The following is a 20,156-nucleotide window of genomic DNA, read 5'->3' on the forward strand; positions in this document are numbered from 1 at the left end:
TTGACTCTTTACATACCAGCGAAGTCGAAGACTGATTTTACTAAACTTGGTCATGGTTCGACAAGCCTGTCCTGAGCCCTGCCGAAGGGCTCACCATGACGTATGTGAGTAAACCCGATAAGCACATAAAAAAAAGCCCCATACGCCTCAGGCGTACGGGGCTTCTCATGGGGTAGGTAGTTACTCAATTACCCGTCACATAAGGATATTGTTTGATCTCGGCAGAAACCCATTTAGTTCCCGGCATCGCGTCGTAATTCATCCCGTTGACACCCCAAAGAAGAGATTTCCCGTCATAACCTAAAGCCCTCAGGTAAGCGGTAATAAATCCGCTCGTTTGTCCGCTGTAGCAATATACGACAACCGGTTTATCCAAAGGCAGTGTGCGTAAAAAGGTGCTATCCTTCAGGTCAACTTTCGGTTCATATTGCATAGCTCCGTCAATGTGTCCCATATTGTAATGTGCGACAGACCAATAGTTTACGATGTAATAACCTGTAAGATTTGTATATACAGTTGCATTTGTAATTGATGCCGGCGTCCACCCTTCGGTCAATAGGGTTTGAACACGGGCCTCAAGGATATCCTCAGGATCCGACATACCGGTTGTAAGAACCGGTAGATCATTAACGGCGCCTTTGGCCGTTGCGGTGGTCACAAATGCTGTGGCGCGTGAATTACTTGTATTGGCCAGCCACTTGCCGGCGGCAAATACGGAATCCCAGGAACACATGCCCCATTTGAGCGAATATACATTGTCATATTTCAACAGACGCATGAGTCCTGCCGCGTAAGCTGCCGACTGTCCCGAATAGCACGCAATGACGATTCTGGAATATGTGGACGGAGCCGGATTCATATTCTTCATGTGAGTAAGCAAATCCGGTATGAGTACGTTATGTGCGCCTTCGATGTGTCCAAGATTTCTGAAGGTTGCCGTATCGCGAACGTCGATGATATACTGTGTTGTTGGTGCGGCCAGTTGGGTCGTCCGAACGTCCGCAGCGGAAACGATCGCCGGACAATACGCGCTGTTGATATAATTCCCGCCGTCCGATTCGAGATATTTCAACAGAACTTCTGATTCATTAACCGATGCTTTGTCTTTATCATCGCTGCAGCCATTATAAACCATAAGCCACGGCAGGGCGAAGAGCAGGCAAACGAGTCTCATTTTTTTCATTTTACTTCTCCTTTAGATTAGTGGGTACGTTCTTGGATAAACCCCAGCCCGAAGGCAGATGCCCATCCACTATGATGTTTTGGTTAGCGTCAATTTCCCATGTTTGGGTGAGATCAGAATTGAATAAATAAAGTTCTTTATTGCGAAATACGCCATCTTCGTTGATGATATGGCAATTATCATAACAGGATTTTCCATCTGCAACCTGTGTGCGGGTTGTCCAGCGCTTGATATTATGGGGCGTGGTGTATTTAAAAGTTGGGCGAACATTGAAATCCGCCAGCGTTGCCGTTCCGTAAAGCGACCAACTGTCCGGCGCCATGAGCGAGCGGCGTACGGTGGCCAACGGATAGGGCTTCGTATCGGGAATCGGATTACGCGCGATCTTGAATCCTTGATATGCCGCTATGCGGGCGCCTTCGCCGCCGATATGACAGCTTCCGCAATTATTGTAATCCTGCGAATGGCAGGTTTGACAATTGAAAGAATTTATGTGCATCGAGTGATACGTGTTCGATGACTGAATATTGGTGTGGCAATCGACGCAGTCGGGCTTTAATGCCATTTTGTAACGCTGGTCATACACCACGCCGTCGCCGTGAATTTCATTCTTGGAATGGCAGCTGATGCAAGTAAATCCTTCGGCGGAAAGATGAACATCCGGAATGGTTCCGCTGGCGATGCCGTAGTATGCATGGCCGATCCGGCTGGTATGGCATGCCGTACAATTATCCTGCATACTCGGCTTATTGGCAAATTGATGTCCTTTATAGAGACCGCCGCCGCCGGCTTTCGGGCGATTCACATGACAGTCGCCGCAGGTTGCGTGGCATTTTGCGCAGTTTTTCTCATATCCCGCTTTCATCTGCTCAGAGATTTGATCGTATACCGTCACACCGGAACGAAGTGTTACCATACTTTTTTGTCCCCATCCGTTGGCATGCAAACTGTTGGACGTACGGCTGACGATGTCGGCATGGCAGGTTCCGCATTTTTCACTTGCTGCCATCGAAGGGTGACGGATAAAATCGCCGGAGTGCGCCAGTGTTTTGTCGCCGGTGTCGTCTGTTCCGTTGTGACAAACAGTACATTCAAGTCCGCCGTGGGTTGAATTCGAAAACGCTTCAAAACCCGCTCCGCCCATATACACGCGGTCATAAGGTTCGATATGCGGCGCATCGCCGCCGCATCCGCCGCCGTCAACGGCCGTGTCGGGAGATGCAATTTCCTTTAGCTTATCATAATTGGTATGACACCCGACGCAGGAATTAGCCGAACCGGTCGGGCCGGATTTTTTGTCGTCGGAACATCCGGTCCATAGAGTGAAAAAATTCACAAATAAGATTATAAAAAAAAGATTACGTGTTGTCATTGATGCCTCCCGTCGGTTTGCTTTGAAATTCATCGTTAGTTCGTCTCGTCCATCCATTTATTCAGTGCGGTCAATAGTTGGGACATTCCGCGAATCAAATTTTTATGTTGAGCCTGTTCTATATTTTCTAAAATTTCCTGATGGATGCGCGTGTAGTCGATATTCAGGTTTTCTACGACCTGAACGCCTTTTTTGGATAAGTAGACCTGCATGTTTCGCCGATCCTCTGCGTCGATTTTCCTGGTCATATATCCTTTTTTAACCAGACCGTCCAAAACGCGGGACAAACGGCTTGGGCTGAGATTCATGCGCTCGGCAATTTTTTTGTTGCTGGACTTTTCGGTAAGACCGAATAAGCGCAAACAGCGGAACTCTGCCGGAGAAAGCCCGTGTTTTGCTGCGAGACGCGCTTCCTTTTCATGGCACCCTTCGAGCAAATTGAATGTCAGTTCGGCTAGCTGTACCGCGTCGTCATGAAGTTCTTGTTTTTTCATAATGGAACCTAAATGGTTGCGCATAGTAATAGTTGTTACTAAAAATAGTTGCTACAACAATTAGTTGCTAATAGCAAATATAAAGTACAGATGAGCGTTTGTCAAGAGGGGAATTGTAAAAAACGCAAAAACATGATAAAAATCATGTTTGAGGCGTTGGGTATTTTGCTTATTTCATTCAACTCAAAAAAAAGGCGCCGTTAGAGGCGCCTTTTTAAAGTGAAGTGAGTTTAATTATCTTGTTGCCGGGAATCGGTCTGTTGTCTTATGAGCTTTTGCTTCACCCCCGCCGCCGAGAGGAACGTCCGGGACGATGTTATCCGATGGACGATCGCTGGTTTGGCCCCAGGCAGCAAATAACAGCGTATTCTCCCAAAGCCTGAAAAATTCGATTCGTGGTATATAACCATAATCAAATTCAGTCGGGAAAGCGTTAATAGCTAAGATTCGCCCATTAGGTTTATTATACGCGGCAAACCAGTTACCGTTATTATAACTGGCGATAAGCGTGGCTCCGGGGCGAACCGAGTACCCTGTCGGATGGTATTCCGTGATCAAAGTGTCTATACCATTCCGCAGGGGGTGGTTCGAGTTAAAAATCAACGTATCATAGGTACCATTATTCTCATTCAAAGTACCGATCACCGGATCAATAGATTCCATACGTCCCCAATAGCCGTTGCCTCTATAGTAGTAGTAAAATGTCGCCAGTACCACGTTACCGCCGTCCAATACGTAATCGTGGAGCGCGTTGGCGACGTTGCTGTCGTTCTCTGATGAACTATTGGCGAACAATAAAACCACGTCAAAATCGTTCAATTGACCCTGCGTTGGAGTTGAGTCTGCCACATCCCATGGAGTAAATTCCAATCCCTCCATATTAAGCGGGAAAACTTCAACAGCGCGTTCGAATTCATAATGCGGGCTCATGACAAGTACTTTGGTGACATCCGGAATACTGCTATCGCTGGGACTGCATCCGTTTACTGTATAAACAACCGCGACGAGGATCGCCTTCACCGTATTAAACACACTTTTCCTCATACTCGCTTCTCTCCTTTGTGAAATGTCAAAAAAAAATGAATTAGTTGGATAAATTCACAATAGCCCTAATCTGTGAATAAGTCAACAGGTGATTTACAAGCAGTAGATTATGATCTGATCCGTTTGTTTTGATGTTTTAAGGCTTCACGTTTTGCCAAGCGGGATAGACGGCCGGAATGTTTTTTTACAAATTGGGTGACCCGCTTCGAATTTGTATAGGCATATTGCCTCAGAATCCATCCGATAGCTTTTTGAATAAAAAACTCCCGCTCATCCATCATGGAAAGAATAGTTTCTTCGAGCAGATGCCTGTTCGTCTTTTTCTTGTGCCGCAGATGCGCCAACAAGGCCGTGCGGCGGAGCCATTTATTTTTCGAACGAGTCCATTTTTTAAGAATGGATTCATGTTTTCGATTCTGTAATACAAGATCCCCAACCAAATGCGACGCAACCGTATCTACCGTATCCCAATTGTCGGCAGATTTGAGCATCCATTCATACAGCCGCATGGCCCGATCGCTACGAAAAGTTTTGTAATACATGGCTATATCCACCGCGAGATAAAGTTCCTCTCTGAATTTTCCCCGCCACAGTTCTTTGATAACTGTTTCATATTCATCATACGTTGCGATGGTAAATTTTTTTTGCGCGGAATGAAAGATATTTCTGCGTGCCGGCATTGGAATGCCGTAAAAGGGCTGGACATTTTTCATGTAGGCCCGCATCGGCCGTGCTTTTTTGGGGTCTGCGGCCTTTCGCAATTCGCGCCGCAGGTATGCGATCATCGGATGCATGTTATTTTTTACTTTTTCGTGGCGTTTCCACAAAAGATTTCATTTTATCAGCGAAAAGGAATTTCCATCCGTCCTGCGTTGCGCTTTGCGTCTGATCGGTGACGGATCCGATAATGGAGTCTGAGATTTTCAGAGTGGTGATGTTTTTGCCTGCACTTTCCAGGCTTAATCGAAACAAAGTGAGAGCCGGGCCTGCAAAAGGAGGCGCCAGATAACCTGCGATATTGATGAAATGCAGAGGTTCCATAGCGATCACCGTTCCCCAAATCACGCCGCCCCTGGCTCCTGCAGTTTCAAACATTCGTCCGCCCAGTTTTGCTTCGAGCACGAATTTTTTTGATTGCGGCATGGCAAAAAATTCTTTCGGCCACCAGCGGTGGATATCTTTCGTCAGCGCATCCCATACCTTTTTCTGCGGTGCGTTAAAGATCACTTCAAGTTCGCTCTGAACAACGCCCGCGTCTTTCTTTTCGTTGACTGAATTTGCCATGATCGTCTTTCTCCGTCTATTGAATATATAACCCGCGAATTTCGCAGATCGACGCAGAAAAGTCAGCGTAAATCAGCGTAATCTGCGGGACGGGTTCGGTATTCCGAAACAAAAAAACAAAGCTCCGAAAACGAATGTTCCCGGAGCTCTAAAAAATTCAGACTTCTGATTATTCTTTCACGATCAATCCGGTTAATAATCCGGCAACGCCCATTTCTACTATGGTTCCGAGAAACCAACTCAATGCGATGTTATAAGGAAGCGGCTGCACTGCATACGTACCGTATCCCATACCGATGCCGTAGCTTACGCCTAGGATCAGCCCATACTGAAGCCCGATCATCATACTCTTAGGCGAAACGAATTTGACATAGACCCAAACAAAAACAAAAGCCGATACCGCTCCCACAAAGTACATCAATCCCATTTTCATCTCTGCCTCGGGCCGCCATAACGAGGCTGAGGCCTCGTAAGCCTTGGCTAGGAGCATCCCGTGAATAACAATGTCAAGAACCGACCATGCGACAAAAACAGCAACAAAGGCAAGTAATAGTTTCTTAGTCATGACACACCTCCTGTAAACGGGTTAAAGGATCAGTGAATTAAAAGAGAAACGTTACGTCATTGAATTTTCTATTTCGCGCTGAGTAATGCTCCGATGAGAATAATTATACACGGCCAAACCATTTTTTATCACGATGATCTGCGGCGACGCGTGCGGAATGTGAAAGTGCTCCGCTATGCGATTGGAAAAGTTCCGATGCTCGATCACTTTTACCATGTACACCGAAACCTCCGGATGGGATTCCATAAAAGACCGTACCTCACGGTACGCGTCCGCAGATAGGGAACAAGACGTACTGTGTTTAAAAAGAATAACATTTTGGGAATCAATCAAAGCCTGAAAATGCGCTTCGTTGGAAATGTCCGTTATCATGATCCGGTGTTCCGACGGTTAGATATGAGATTGTTCCAAGGTACAAAAAAGCAAATGATACGGAACTGCTTTAAAGATAAGTGGTGAAGGGCTAATAGTCAATTTCAAATTAAACGAATATAAAGAAACAATTTATCTATAAAAAAATAGACACAAAAAGTTAAATCGGTTACGGGTGCGAAGATCTGTTCTACCGCCGAACAGCGCGTGTCAAAAAAGTTTCCCGCATACTATGATCATTTACAAATAGTCCTCGCAAGGCGGAGGTGGTCGTAGCGGAATGTTGTTTTTCCACGCCGCGCATCATCATGCACATATGTGAAGCTTCTATCAGAACGGCAACTCCGGCGGGCTTCAATGTTTCTTCCATCAGATCCGCGATCTGTTTAGTCAGGCGCTCCTGCACCTGCAGGCGCCGCGCGAACGCGTCGACCATGCGCGGCAGTTTACTCAAACCTACGATCATTCCGTTCGGAATGTACGCAATATGCGCTTTGCCAAAGAAGGGAAGCAGATGATGTTCGCATAATGAATAAAATTCAATATCGTGCACCATGACCATATCGTTGTAATCTTCGTCAAATACTGCCGACCGGAGAATCTGCGCGGGATCGATGTCGTAACCGGAAGTCAAGCTTTTCCATGCTTTGGCCGCCCGTTCTGGAGTTTTTAGGAGTCCGTCGCGATCCGTATCTTCACCGGTTGCGGCGATCAACTGCCGGTAGTTATTTTTGAGGATTTCAATTTCAATTGATTCCGGCACGTAGTCGTCCATGGCTTCAGATGCCAAATCGCTGAGCATATGTTTCGATGCTAAAGAAACGGACATAGTATTCTCCTGGATGTGAACGGGGTTATCAAAAAATTACGTGCTTATCGGGTTGGCTCACAATGGAAGAGAACCCTTCTGTCTGAACGAAGTCGAAGACTGATTTTACTAAACTTGGTCATGGTTCGACAAGCCTGTCCTGAGCCCTGCCGAAGGGCTCACCATGACGTAGGTGAGTAAACCCGATAAGCACAAAAAATTATAACACGATCCGCGCTCAAATATTCCTCATTTGTAATTACCTCAATGTAATCCGTGAAGCATCCCGCATCAAGGCAATACAGAAGATCAACGAAATTATGATAAAACACGTAGGAGAACGCTTTGGCAAGCGGACAAAATCGAAGAGCAAGCAATTTGAGTTTAGCTGTGCGGACGACTCACATCAAAATGTTTTTTTGCAAGCACGTTTCCGTTAACGATAATCGCCAACGTATGCCTGCCTGCAAAATGTTTGCGAACGGTCAGATCGCGGAATGAGTGAGATTTAGTGAAAGGCTGCATTTTATTTTTTTCGAGAGTGTTTTCCGCGATCTTAAATATCTTTTTTGAATTATTTCCGCGCGACGTGACGAAATCAATGGAGTATTCAATGCGCAGTTTTTGGGCAATGGGAGTGCGTATGGAAAAAGAAAAGCTCAATTTATCGCCGATCTTCACCGCAGATTGGGATAACTTAAAACGTAGAACCTGAACGCCTGTGGCTTTTTTAAATCCGAAATGTTCAAGAACCTGAGTGTGCCCGCGCTTGAGCAGCGTTCTGCAGCCGTGTTTGATCACCCAATCGGTCTCTTTGCTTTGTCCTTTCCATTGTTTAGCCATTCTAAGCACGAGTTCGGGATGATCTTTGGCAATATCGTTAAGATTATTCGCTACGCTGCGGCGAACAAATTCCGACGGATCGTTTTTTAGCGCTTCCAATATCGGAAGAATCGGGGATGGGTTTTTTTTGAATTCAGGCAGGCCCATAGCCCACGGCAGGCGGGGACGGCACCCTTCACTCGCGAGGCGGCGCACATGTTCATGCGGATGATGCGCCCAGATCAGCATTTGTTTCATCATCAAATCGGGGTACTTAATGATATAGGGACGAACGGCAAATTCCGAACTGCAGCCGATCGTGAAAAATTCCAGGGCAGGAATGGACAAGGCGTAATGATCTATTCCGTACAGTTCAACAAAATCTGCAAAACACATATTTGCAAAACCGATATACTTGAGCCCCGTCATCCGGGGATACGTTTTCATCAGAATGGCTAAGGCCGAGGAATAATCTTCCGGAAGAGTTCTTTTTAGGCATTCGCTTATGTGCCGCATGCGCTGTTTGAGTTCGCGTGTCGTCCATTCTTTGTCGAAAACCAATTTATGGAACTGCTTTGTAGGGAAAGCCGAATATTGTTTGGAAACTTCTTCCAATAAAAGCCGGATGTATTCTTTACTGTATAAATGTTTTAGCGCTTCAGCCATGGTCGGTTGTCCTTATTTCTTATCAAGTATAAGGAATTTATCCAGTCGCCCTTTTTGCCTAAGATGGTGGCGGAAGTGCATCTCGATCATGACGAACCATTCATGCGCATTCAAGTAACCGAATGCAGGATGCTCCGTTTTCATAGATTCAGAAGCGGCTCCGATCTTGGCGGCCGTTTCGCGCATCGTTTCAATAAGCTGAGTTAATCCTGATCGCATTTCTGCAATTCCTGCAGGTTGCTTTGGCGTGTAGGTTTCTGAGGGAGGAACTTTTATTTTTGCGGCCGGAAAACTTCCGGATAAAAAAACGAATTTTCCTGGAAATTTCTTTCCGCCTTTCATCTCTTTTCCTTTTCCATCCAGGCATAATCCTATATGTTGCAGATGAAATCTGTTTGTTCCGGCGATCAGGTGATTATACACTTGTCCGATGGACCATGAATCAGCGTCAGGTTTTTTTGTAAATTGTTCTTCCGAATACGAATCCAGCGATAGTAGCCATTCGTTAGCAACGGATTCAAATCGTGTTACTATTTTTTGTAGGTTCATGTTCTCCTTTTCTTGATATGAAATTAAGATACTGCAGCGATGCCGTCTTGGCCGTTACTCAAAAGAAACTAACTTCCTCTTTCAGGCGCGCTTTGACGTCTTTGGGTAATTTCGTCCAGTGCACATCCATTAGAAGGGCTTCCATGGCATACAGAAAATTTAATGTCACGTTTGGAAAAGTTCGCTTGAGCAGCATATACGCATTCACCGAACCCACGCGCTCAAGATCGGATCGCGTAATTATACCAATCGCATTGAGTTTTTTGGAACTCTTTGGGCCGATCCCGATCGTATCGGTCTTTTGATGTTTTTTCATTTTCAAATCCGCTATTTATTCACCCGCATTTATCAAATCTGCACGGGACATCAAAATATCCATAAAAATACATTCATTTCAACGACTTTTTAAACCATTTCAACGCGGCAACCGACCATTCAGTGTCCAATTGTTTGAATCAGGCAATCCGTGGGCTAATTTGGAGTAACATTTACGTATTAACAAAGGAGATTTTATGAAAAGCGTTGGGTTCATTTTTTTGGTTTGCCTGGCTGCGCAAACCGGTTTTGCGCAAAGGCCTGACAATACTGTTCAGGTTGCGGAAATGAAGAAACTTACAGCATTTATTGGGGATTGGAGTGGCGAAGGCTGGATCGAATACCGGCCGGGGCAGAGGAGTGAATTCAGAGGAAAAGAAACGATCCTTCCGAAGCTGAGTGCAACAGTGATTCATATCGAAGGGATTCACACGTCAAATATTAAAGGGCAGGATGTGGTCGTTCACGACGCGCTTGGAATTATTTCCTTCGATCCCAATATGAAGCAATATCGGTTCCGTTCTTATCTTGCAACAGGTGTTTCGCAGGATAACGAACTCAAGATGGTTAGCAGTAATAAATTTGAGTGGGGATTTGGCGATGACAAGCGCGGATATTTTCAGTTTACCATAGACCTGTCCGATCCCGGAAAATGGGTGGAAACCGGAATGAAGTCCGCAGACGGCGCGACCTGGCAGAAGTTTTTTGAAATGAAACTTGAGCGGCAGAAATTATAGATTGGTTTCATTATCCGGACAAAGATTTCAAATAGAAACAACACAAAGGGCACAGAGAAAACCTCTGATTGCCCTTTTTTTTACGTTTTTTGCTCTTTCTCTAATTGAGGGTTGTTCATTGATTCCCATATCCCGCGGTTCATGTCCCGTATGCAGCCGTTCGTGACATATCCTTTGAAGTGCGGCCGGTAAATTGTTTTATTGCGGTAAGACAAAATCTAAACCAAGGAGCTTCAATGGAAAAAGCACTTTCCCAACGCCGTTATGATCTCGACTGGATGCGTGTTTTCGCTTTTGCGCTCCTCATTCTTTTTCACTGTGGCATGATGTTTAACACATGGGGCTGGCACATCAAAAACAATTATACGACAAACGCGATTGAGCCATTCATGAATTTTTTGCATCAATGGCGCATGCCCCTCCTGTTCTTCATTTCCGGTGCAGCAGTTTGGTTTGCAATGGAGAAGTATTCTCTCAAGCAATACTTTGCAGAGCGGCATAAGCGCCTGCTCATTCCCTTATTATTTGGAATGTTGGTGATCATTCCGCCGCAGGTCTATCATGAAAGATTATTTCAGGGGCAGACGCTGTCGTTCTTAGATTTCTACAAAACGGTTCTGCAATTAATACCTTATCCCGAAGGCAACTTCAGTTGGCATCACCTGTGGTATATACCGTACATTTTTACATTTTCCATGATTACGATCCCCTTATTTCGTTATTGGAAAAGCGAGAACGGCAGGAATCAACTAGCGCGTTTTGTATCGAAGTTCGAAAAAGGCAGTTTAATATTGTTGTGGTTCATCCCGATAGCTGTAAGCGAAAGCGTACTCCGTCCTTTCTGGCAGCAAAACATGAATAACCTGGTCGGGGACTGGGCGCAATTCACGACGACGCTGATCCTTTTTTGTTTTGGGTTTATATTGGCCTCACAGAAAGGTATTTGGCAGAGCATCGAACGTCTTCGTTTCCGCTCACTTACGTTCGGTCTGATCAGCTTTGCCCTGTTGTTTATGATTTGGAGGATGGATTACGAACCGAACACAATCGAATACACGATTTACCGGGGGTTGCGCAGTTTCAATATGTGGTGCTGGATTCTAGTTCTTCTCGGATTTGGAAGGAAACATCTGAATTTTAACAACGCTGTTTTGAAATATGCCAACGAAGCAGTGTATCCGTTCTATATCGTTCATCAGACGGTAACCGTTGTGGCCGGATTTTACCTAATTGCATGGGATATTCCGATTTTTTGGAAATTTCTCGTCGTAACCGGGTTGACCTTCGGAATCAGTTGGATTTTTTTTGAAATCATCAGAAGAAATAATATTACCAGAATGCTTTTTGGATTGAGAATACGATGGTCTGATCCGACACAGAGAATTCCAAAGCGCGAAGCAGTTTCATTCCCGTCTCGGGCCGAATGATAAAGGAATTATTTTGGCAAGTTAAGTTATTCTTGACTAAATTATCATATAGAAAGAACGCAGAATGTCCTTTAACGTTAGAAAATGGCTTATCATTTTCGCCGTATTTACTTTTTTCGGCTTGATTAGTATGAGCGGTTACCAGGCCGGATATATGATGGACGACAGGCCTCAGCCTTTTTTCATCACTTTCGTCAATGAAATGACCGGTACTTACACTCTTTTTCTATTGTTCCCGCTTTTACTGTTCATAATGATGCGACTTCGAATACGGTTATCGAACTGGTACTGGACCGTTCCACTGCACCTCCTTATAACCGTGGTATATGGAGTGGCGCATACATTACTCATGACGATTTCCAGAGTTTGGTTATACGCGAAATTTGATCTGGGGACTTATTATTTTGGGGAGCCTTATTATCGCTTTCTGATGGAATACCATAAACAGTTCTTGGTCTACTGGCTCATATTGGCAACGGTATATACGATTGACTATTACTTAAAAACGCGCGAACGGGAAAAAATGGGGGCAGAACTGAAACTTAAGACGGCGCAGCTGCAGTCCGAACTTATGACGGCGCAAGTTCGGTCGTTGAAAGGCCAGCTTCAACCCCACTTTCTTTTCAACACCCTCAATATGATTTCTTCCTTCATGTATGACGATGTGAAAAAAGCGGATAAGATGATGGCTCAACTGAGTTCTATGCTGCGCGTTTTGCTTGATACATCGGAATTACCGAAAGTCTCATTGAAACATGAATTGGATTTTCTGAATATGTATCTGGACATTATGCGGGCAAGGTTTGAAGACAAATTAGAGGTTACTATTCACAGCGACGCGAGCTTACAGGATGCGTTGGTTCCAAACCTGATACTCCAGCCGCTTGTCGAAAACGCGATCAAACACAATGATTATGAAAACTCCGATACCACAAAGATACAAGTTCGAATTTTCAAAAACGGACCGTTTATGATCATGTCGGTTAGTGATAACGGGCCCGGGTTTAACGGCAAAACGGAAATGATATTAGGAAAAGGGGTCGGATTATCTAATACTAAAGAACGACTTTTCAGGATGTACGAACAGAATCACCGAATGGATTTTTCGAAACCGACAGACGGCGGATTACAGGTGACAATACAAATTCCTTTTGAGATAATGGATTCACAGGAAAAATCAACGCCATGACGGGCAATGAAGCATGAGAATACGTGCTCTGATCATTGACGACGAACCGCCCGCGCGGAAGAAAATTCGTCAGTTGCTAAAAAACGAATCGCGGCTGGAGATCATCGGCGAAGCCAGCGACGGGCTTGCGGCGGTGGAAGCAATCGACAGGCTTAATCCTGACCTGGTCTTCCTCGATATTCAAATGCCGAAGATGAACGGATTTGAAGTTCTGCAGGCGGTCGAGAGAAAACCACAGATCATTTTCACCACGGCCTTCGACCGGTATGCGCTTAAGGCGTTTGATGTGCGTGCGCTGGATTACCTGCTCAAACCTTTTGATGAAACAAGATTCCAGGAAGCGCTGAATCGGGCAATGGATACACGGAGGGATCAAAATGCAGTTCACCAGAAAATAACCGACCTGCTCACTGAATTTCAATCCCAGCAAAAGCATATTCATCGACTTCTTTTAAAATCATCCGGCAAAATTTTTTTTGTTAAGACCAATGACATTCAATGGATCGAAGCCGAAGAGAAGTATGTAAAATTACATCTATCCAAAGAATGGCATCTCCACCGCGAATCGATGAATAGCTTGGAAAATAAATTGGATTCAAAACAATTCATCCGGATCCACCGTTCACATATTGTCAATCTGGATTATGTGAAAGAACTCCAGCCTTGGTCGCACGGAGATTATGTGATTATTTTGAAGGATGGTGCGAAATTAAACCTGGGGAGAAGCTACCGGGAGCGGTTCATGGAGGTTTTCGGGAAATAAGCTGATAATATAAAAAGGCTGCCCGGTCTAACCGAACAGCCTTTTTGTATAATAATCTATTTTGCTATCTGCTTCCGCCATTCTGTGGACTATTCTTTTCAAAAGATCTGCCGGTCGTCTTCATGATAGACTTAGAAACGACCAGGGTCTCCTTGGCGCGTGTTCCGCCCCATGCCGCATAAAGCATGGCATTTTCCCAGGCACGGTAGAAACCATTATAAATATAAAAAGGGTTTTGTTCAGGTTCAGCAGGCCACAACGTCAACGCAACGATACGTCCGGAAGGCTTGTTGTATGCCATTAATATTTCGCCGTTTTTCCACCACGCAACTGCAGTGGCTCCGGAGCGAAGAGAATCATAACCGCCCCCGTATTCACACGTGATGGAATCCAATCCGCGCGTCAAAGGATGATCAATCCATGTTCCGATCGTATCTTCGAAATACGCATCGCCATAATCAGCTATGATAGGGTCGATTGATTCGAAGTCGCCCCAACCGACCTCACCATAATCCCCGTCTGTCCGATCCTGCCAGTAGAATGTTCCTAAAACAACATTTCCTCCACTCATAACATAGTCATGCATCCGGTCTCCCACAGAATCACATATTGCTCCTTCCGTTCCGTTTTCGAAGAGCAGTACCGCATCGAATTGATTAAGTTGCTGAACGGTAGGTACACTGTCAACAAAACTCCAGGATTCAAACTCAAATCCGCTCATCTCCTCAGGAAAGTTATTGATGATCCAGTCATTATCGCTCGAAGTGTTGGAAATGATAAGTATATGAGTAAGATCGGGTATCACCACCACATTTCCGTTTTCATCTGTACCGCAACTAAAGAAAATAAAGCCGAGTACCAGAAATGATAGAACCATTCTCGTGATCGATTTCATACGACCCTCCTTGATTTGTTTATGGATGTGACCGGAACAGTTGCAATATAAATTAAATATTGACGTGAAGTCAATAGCTTTATTTTCTCCGATCGGTAAGTCATTATTGACTTATACGGCTTCGCACAGCCGTATCAACTGAAGTTGCTTCATCGCCACGTGCGTGTTCACTTCAAAATGTAATAAAAAAAAGTCCCGACAAACGCCGGGACTTTTTTGTTCTACCCACAAAAGGATACCAGATCAGAAGGAGACACCGAATTTAAGAAGTTCGATGTCTAAAATTACTTTGCCTCCGTCCGAACCTGCCATATGCATGTTTCCCGTCAGATATCTTCCGGCGCTTATACTGACGCCCCAGTAAAAACCGCTTTGGGCGAAATAACGGTATCCGATTCCGGCCAGAACGCCGAACTTATCAGTTGTCTTTATTACAGGATCGTAGCTGCTAAAGAAATCATCATAATCCTCTTCATTTTCGCCTTTAATATGCGCATAACGGGTACCAACACTAAAGTAGAATCCGTTTTGATGAGCGCCTAAAAATTGACGATATACGGCGTCCAGCGTGAATAATTTTGTTCGTGTATGATCTTCAAAAAGACCAAACGGTTTTGCATTAGAATAATAAAAAGGAAATGCAAGCTCTGCTTTGCGATTCACGTCAAAGCGCGAATAAGTTCCACTAATCACCACGCTTTCATTGGCAGATGCCAACATTAAGTAGGCGGGATTGAATTCAATGCCTGACCTTTTGTTCAGAAGTGGGTCCACATACTTAACTTCACCGTAAATACGTTGCTGATAATCCATCAATTGTTTTTGATAGATCAGCACGCTGTCCACTTTATTTTCCATACTTGAGTTTTCTTGTGCCATTACTTGATTAATTCCAAAAAGTAACGCTACGATAATGATCATGACTTTTTTCATTTTCTTACTCCTCTTTATGTTGTCCTGAAATTTGGCTGCCTTCATTCAGTTGCTATTATGGCAATACAGGTGCCAACTCATAAGCTCATTAAAAACAGTTTTTAAGTTAATGTATTACGTGAAATTGGAACACAGTGCAGATAAGGCTCGTTTTTATAATCTGATGAAAAAAGCAAGATGCAGAACAAACCGGAGTTCATTCTGCATCTGCTTAAGAAGGAGGAGCTGGCGATTTATCATCTTAAACTGAAAAGAAACAATACTGTCAATTTGATCAGGCAATAAATGTAGATAATCACTTTGTCATGGACACAAAACCTTGTCATAATCGGCTTCCTCTGAAATGGGTTATGATGTTTGTGTTTTTCATCTCCAATTAGCAGGCCAAGATTTATGGTTGTTAATTCTCAAGAAGTTAGGGATATTTAAATCAAGTCATCGTGTGATAAAAAATCACGATGCCATAATATTGTTGCATGAGAATCTTTCAAGTTCACATTTGAGTGTGATTGGAATCACAACAAATCGTAAAAAACCTGACGAAGGTCATTGTTATAAAATGTTTTGGTTGTACCTTTAGTTCACATGCAAAAGGAGGACGTTATGGTTAAGGAACTCTCCTATAAACAGATTCGCAAATGTGCCGATCCGGAGTCACTCAATTTTGACACGACGGAACATCTTACGCCGCTTGATGGCATCATCGGACAGCCGCGCGCGGTTTCTTCCTTGCGTTTTGGTCTGGGCATACAAGAGGTTGGTTTCAACGTATTTGTTTCCGGCCCGCGCGGGATGGGAAAAATGACGGCGGTGAAATCATTTCTTGAGGAACTGGCCAAAAATAAACCGACGCCTTCGGACTGGTGTTATGTAAATGATTTCAACGACGGCGATCAACCCAAAGCGTTACGTCTTCCGGCCGGGCGGGGAAAAGAATTTCAGCAGGACGTCAAGAAATTCGTTGAATTCATTTACCGGGAGATCCGCAAATTATTTGAAAGCGACGAATACAGTTCGAAACACGATCAAGCGGTAAGCGCCATGCAGAACAAACGGGACCAACTCATGCGGGATTTTAGTGCCGCCGCATTGGCGGAAGGTTTTACGCTGCAGGCTACTCAGCTGGGCGTGGTGCTGCTTCCAGCTATAGACGGCCGAGCCATGAGCGAAGAAGAATGGAAAGCGATAGTGCAAACGGATCAGGATAAAATGATAGAAAGGCGAAAGGCGCTGGAAGAAAAACTGAAAGCGGTGTTAAAAGAAGTCAGGCAAATGGAAAGAACGGCGCAGCAAACGGTGATGGAACTGGACAAACAAGCCGTTCGTTTTCTCGTTAGCGGCGTTCTGGAAGATCTGAAAGAAAAGTATAAGAACTTGGATGATGCGGCTGAATGGTTTAACGATATTGAAAATGACATTTTGGAAAATGTCGAGTCATTTAAACAGAGTTCCGACGGTAAAGAAAAAGAAGAGGAACCTTCCAGTACCTATCAGGTTAATTTGTTTGTGGACAACAGCAAGCAGGAAGGCGTGCCGGTCGTGGTGGAACTCAATCCGACGTACACAAATCTCTTCGGGCGTATTGAAAAAGACGTTTATCAGGGAACGATGTTCACTGATTTTACCATGATCAAGCCGGGCGCGCTGCATCGTGCGAACGGGGGCTATATTGTTCTCCAGGTGGAGGACGTACTTAAACATTTCATGAGTTGGGACGGGCTTAAACGCGCGCTGCGTTCACGTGCGATTCAAATCGAAGACGTAGGCGAAAGTATGGGTATGACCTCTACAAAAACGATTCGGCCGCAGCCCATTCCGCTCGATATCAAAGTGATACTCATCGGACGGAATATGATGTACTATTTTCTGCATGAACAGGACGATGATTTTCCGGAGCTTTTTAAAGTAAAAGCGGATTTTGATATCAGCATGGATCGGGATGATAAGAATACACATGACTTTCTCACGTTCATTTCCACGTTATGCAATAAAGAAAATCTAAAGCATCTAAACGGCCCGGCAGCGGCGAAACTTATCGAGTTTGCATCCCGTCTCGCCGACGATCAGGAAAAATTATCTACGCATTTCGCCGCGATGGCGGACGTGATTCGTGAAGCGCATTATTGGGCTGTGGAGGATCAAGCCGCCCAGATAAGGGAAATTCATATTCAAAAAGCCTTAGACGAAAAAGTGTACCGTTCTAACCTGATTCAAAAGAGGATTCAGGAATTGATCACGCAAAAGGTTTTTCTGATCGATACCGATGCTGCCGTGGTCGGTCAGATCAACGGACTTGCGGTGATACGTATGGGTTCGTACGAATTCGGACGCCCCAGCCGTATTACGGCCAGCGTGGGGCCCGGAACGGAGGGGATTATTGACATCGAGCGACAGGTTAAACTCGGCGGGCCGATTCACACCAAAGGCGTTTTGATACTGAATGGGTTCATGTCCGCTACGTTTGGTTCGCAGAAGCCGCTGACCCTGTCGTGCCGGTTGGTGTTCGAACAAAGTTATGAAGGCGTGGACGGAGACAGCGCGTCATCAACGGAACTATATACCATTCTTTCCGCGCTCGCGCAGGTTCCGCTGAAACAGGGCATCGCCGTAACGGGCTCCGTTAATCAAAAAGGAGAAATTCAGGCTATCGGCGGCGTCAACGAAAAGGTCGAAGGATATTATGAAATATGTTCTGCGACCGGATTAACGGGAAAACAGGGCGTGATGATTCCCCGGAGCAATGTGCAAAATCTAATGTTGCGCGAAGATATCGTGGAAGCTGTGAAGAAGGGCAAGTTCCACATCTGGGCAGTTTCAACAATCCATGAAGGAATTGAAATACTGACCGGCAAGCCTGCCGGGGAAAAAATGAAAAACGGGACGTTCCCAAAGAAAACGATTTTTCATTTAGTTGAAAAACGGCTGGATGATTTTGCTTCCCAACTGAAAAAAGGCGGAAAACCGGAGGCGAAGAAAAAACGTTCCAAAAATAATAAGAGCCGTGCGCAGAAATGATTCTTATCGTTGCTTCCAGACGATCTTTCCCTGCCGATCCACATACGCTTTGAACGAACCAATCTGAACCTGCGCCAGTTCTTTGCCGAGATGGAAAACCTGCTCAAAGACGGGTTCTGTTATGGTGTGGCCGTTTCGGTCGATGAATCCGTATTTCCCTCCGTTTAGGGTTCCGAATTCACCTTCGAGTTTGCCTCCTCGATTGAAAACAGCCCATCCGTTTTTGAAAGACGATATACTTTCGTATGTAGGTTTAACGACCCATTGCAGGTTTTTATCGATGACGCCGACCTTTTTCTTGTTCCGAACGACCAGGCGTTCTTCTTTAAATTTTGCATCCGAAGAGAGATCAATGTAAAATTCGTTTTGAAGGGGTAGCTTGATATTACCGAGGGAATCGATAAATCCCAGCCTGTTCTTTTCATCGATCACGGCGATCCAACCATTGCCTATGTCGTCAGCCATAACGAATTGAGGCTTTAAAAGGATCCGGCCTTCCCTGTTTCTGAAACCGATCTTTTCGTTCTCTTCGTATTGAATCAGATTTCTATTATAATAACGGCAACTCACGCTTTTCAAAACGAATTCACCGGCATGATCGACAATGCCCTTGTCATAGCCGAACTCGGCGTAAAACAAACCGTCGCCGCATTCGCCGAGATAGTCGAATTCTTTTTCTGTTGTGAAATTTCCGCTTTTGTCGATGATGCGCCAGCGGTTGTAATTAACGATCACAAGGGCATAACCCGAATGAAAATCATACGCACTGCCAAAGCGGGGTTTGATCACGAATTCCCCTTGCGTATCGATATAGCCCCAGCCGCCGTCGGCATCAACGGCGATGAACCCTTCTGAGGGATAACTCATTTCCATGAATACAGGCTCGATTACGATGATTCCGCTGGAATCAACCAATCCGTATTTTCCGTTCTTTTCAATTTTAGCGTATCCGTTATTAAAACCATATACCGTTTCAAATGCCGGTTCGATCAGCCATAACCCGTTATGATCAATCAGTCCCCACAATTCGTCTTTTTTTACCCATGCGACTCTTCCGTGAAATTCCGGTGGCTGATCAAATTGCGGGTCGAAGAGCGGTTCGCCGTACGAATTCAATAACCCGTATTTGCCGTTCGTTTCTGTTATGATAAATCCGTTCTCTGGCGAATATGCATGATCCCAGGCGAATTGCGGCCGGATTATAAGGACGCCTTCCTTATTGATGAACCCCCATTTTCCATTCTCCTGTATGGGATACAACGTTTCCTGCGCGTCAACATGAATGCCGATAAAAAAAAGAAAAATAAATAAACGATAAGTCATAGATTCCCGCCGGTTTAATAAAAGGAATAAATTGGATTCGGGTGGCAACAAAAATATAATATACGTCTGCGATGAATATCAAAGAGTATTTTACGTAAAATAAATTGCTCTTCGGGATGAAAATTATTATGTTTTTCTATCCAATGGAAAAATTGACATGATAAATTCCAAAACAACAAAGCAGACAAATAAATTTAGATTTCACCCCCTTACACCCGCCCGATGGGATGATTTCGAACAATTATTCGGCGAACGCGGCGCGTGCGGGGGTTGGTGGTGCATGACCTGGCGATTAAAGAAATCCGAATTTGATAAGCAAAAAGGCGCCGGAAACAAAAAAGCGATGAAGAAAATGGTAAGCGGAGGAAAAGAACCCGGCATCATGGCCTATTATAATGGC

21 protein-coding genes are annotated in these 20,156 nt (G+C 44.7%); 6 read left to right on the forward strand and 15 right to left on the reverse strand.

The window, feature by feature from the left end; genetic code table 11:
• Positions 1 to 184 precede the first annotated feature (184 nt).
• The 12 genes from F9K33_15030 to F9K33_15085 all read right to left on the reverse strand — a co-directional run bounded on the left by F9K33_15030 (position 185) and on the right by F9K33_15085 (position 9,475).
• The gene (locus F9K33_15030; protein KAB2877904.1) at positions 185 to 1,183 is read right to left on the reverse strand and encodes a rhodanese-like domain-containing protein; all 999 of its coding nucleotides are present in this window, start codon (positions 1,181 to 1,183) and stop codon (positions 185 to 187) included.
• 1 nt (position 1,184) lies between these two features.
• Positions 1,185 to 2,612 carry a hypothetical protein gene (locus F9K33_15035; protein ID KAB2877905.1) on the reverse strand — a complete coding sequence of 476 codons (1,428 nt, stop codon included), beginning with the start codon at positions 2,610 to 2,612 and terminating at the stop codon, positions 1,185 to 1,187.
• Positions 2,591 to 3,073 (reverse strand): MarR family transcriptional regulator, encoded by a 483-nt coding sequence (locus tag F9K33_15040; GenBank protein KAB2877906.1) that lies wholly within the window; start codon positions 3,071 to 3,073, stop codon positions 2,591 to 2,593. The genes F9K33_15035 and F9K33_15040 overlap by 22 nt, the downstream gene beginning before the upstream one ends.
• A gap of 210 nt (positions 3,074 to 3,283) precedes the next feature.
• A complete protein-coding gene (locus tag F9K33_15045) occupies positions 3,284 to 4,093 on the reverse strand; it encodes a hypothetical protein (protein KAB2877907.1) in 810 nt (269 codons plus the stop codon).
• Positions 4,094 to 4,200: 107 nt separating this feature from the next.
• Positions 4,201 to 4,887, reverse strand: a complete 687-nt coding sequence (locus F9K33_15050; protein ID KAB2877908.1) for a DNA alkylation repair protein — start codon at positions 4,885 to 4,887, stop codon at positions 4,201 to 4,203.
• Between the two features lies 1 nt (position 4,888).
• Positions 4,889 to 5,377: a hypothetical protein gene (locus F9K33_15055; GenBank protein KAB2877909.1), complete on the reverse strand. Its 489-nt coding sequence runs from the start codon at positions 5,375 to 5,377 to the stop codon at positions 4,889 to 4,891.
• A gap of 169 nt (positions 5,378 to 5,546) precedes the next feature.
• Entirely contained in the window at positions 5,547 to 5,942 is a 396-nt protein-coding gene (locus F9K33_15060) for a hypothetical protein (GenBank protein ID KAB2877910.1), read from the reverse strand.
• A gap of 51 nt (positions 5,943 to 5,993) precedes the next feature.
• On the reverse strand, positions 5,994 to 6,314 hold the full coding sequence (gene ytxJ, locus F9K33_15065) for a bacillithiol system redox-active protein YtxJ (GenBank protein ID KAB2877911.1): 321 nt from the start codon (positions 6,312 to 6,314) through the stop codon (positions 5,994 to 5,996).
• Positions 6,315 to 6,504: 190 nt separating this feature from the next.
• Entirely contained in the window at positions 6,505 to 7,089 is a 585-nt protein-coding gene (folE, locus tag F9K33_15070) for a GTP cyclohydrolase I FolE (protein ID KAB2877924.1), read from the reverse strand.
• A 417-nt stretch (positions 7,090 to 7,506) separates the two neighbouring features.
• On the reverse strand, positions 7,507 to 8,610 hold the full coding sequence (locus F9K33_15075; GenBank protein ID KAB2877912.1) for a DNA alkylation repair protein: 1,104 nt from the start codon (positions 8,608 to 8,610) through the stop codon (positions 7,507 to 7,509).
• Positions 8,611 to 8,622: 12 nt separating this feature from the next.
• The gene (locus tag F9K33_15080; GenBank protein KAB2877913.1) at positions 8,623 to 9,159 is read right to left on the reverse strand and encodes a DinB family protein; all 537 of its coding nucleotides are present in this window, start codon (positions 9,157 to 9,159) and stop codon (positions 8,623 to 8,625) included.
• A gap of 58 nt (positions 9,160 to 9,217) precedes the next feature.
• Entirely contained in the window at positions 9,218 to 9,475 is a 258-nt protein-coding gene (locus F9K33_15085) for a competence protein TfoX (GenBank protein ID KAB2877914.1), read from the reverse strand.
• A gap of 196 nt (positions 9,476 to 9,671) precedes the next feature.
• Here F9K33_15085 and F9K33_15090 point away from each other — a divergent pair, with 196 nt between their 5' ends.
• The 4 genes from F9K33_15090 to F9K33_15105 all read left to right on the forward strand — a co-directional run bounded on the left by F9K33_15090 (position 9,672) and on the right by F9K33_15105 (position 13,590).
• Positions 9,672 to 10,211, forward strand: a complete 540-nt coding sequence (locus tag F9K33_15090; protein KAB2877915.1) for a hypothetical protein — start codon at positions 9,672 to 9,674, stop codon at positions 10,209 to 10,211.
• A gap of 236 nt (positions 10,212 to 10,447) precedes the next feature.
• Positions 10,448 to 11,638: an acyltransferase gene (locus F9K33_15095; protein KAB2877916.1), complete on the forward strand. Its 1,191-nt coding sequence runs from the start codon at positions 10,448 to 10,450 to the stop codon at positions 11,636 to 11,638.
• A gap of 64 nt (positions 11,639 to 11,702) precedes the next feature.
• A complete protein-coding gene (locus tag F9K33_15100) occupies positions 11,703 to 12,827 on the forward strand; it encodes a hypothetical protein (protein ID KAB2877917.1) in 1,125 nt (374 codons plus the stop codon).
• 13 nt (positions 12,828 to 12,840) lie between these two features.
• The gene (locus F9K33_15105; GenBank protein KAB2877918.1) at positions 12,841 to 13,590 is read left to right on the forward strand and encodes a response regulator transcription factor; all 750 of its coding nucleotides are present in this window, start codon (positions 12,841 to 12,843) and stop codon (positions 13,588 to 13,590) included.
• Between the two features lie 64 nt (positions 13,591 to 13,654).
• Here F9K33_15105 and F9K33_15110 read toward each other — a convergent pair whose 3' ends face one another.
• Entirely contained in the window at positions 13,655 to 14,485 is an 831-nt protein-coding gene (locus F9K33_15110) for a hypothetical protein (GenBank protein ID KAB2877919.1), read from the reverse strand.
• A 243-nt stretch (positions 14,486 to 14,728) separates the two neighbouring features.
• Positions 14,729 to 15,418, reverse strand: a complete 690-nt coding sequence (locus F9K33_15115) for a hypothetical protein (GenBank protein ID KAB2877920.1) — start codon at positions 15,416 to 15,418, stop codon at positions 14,729 to 14,731.
• A gap of 603 nt (positions 15,419 to 16,021) precedes the next feature.
• Here F9K33_15115 and F9K33_15120 point away from each other — a divergent pair.
• Entirely contained in the window at positions 16,022 to 18,433 is a 2,412-nt protein-coding gene (locus F9K33_15120; GenBank protein ID KAB2877921.1) for an AAA family ATPase, read from the forward strand.
• A 3-nt stretch (positions 18,434 to 18,436) separates the two neighbouring features.
• Here F9K33_15120 and F9K33_15125 read toward each other — a convergent pair whose 3' ends face one another.
• Entirely contained in the window at positions 18,437 to 19,756 is a 1,320-nt protein-coding gene (locus tag F9K33_15125; GenBank protein KAB2877922.1) for a WG repeat-containing protein, read from the reverse strand.
• Positions 19,757 to 19,913: 157 nt separating this feature from the next.
• Here F9K33_15125 and F9K33_15130 point away from each other — a divergent pair.
• The coding region (locus F9K33_15130) for a hypothetical protein (protein ID KAB2877923.1) at positions 19,914 to 20,156 on the forward strand (243 nt) is incomplete at its 3' end.

It is taken from the genome of bacterium (genome assembly GCA_008933615.1).
Classification (GTDB): Bacteria; CLD3; CLD3; order SB21; family SB21; genus SB21.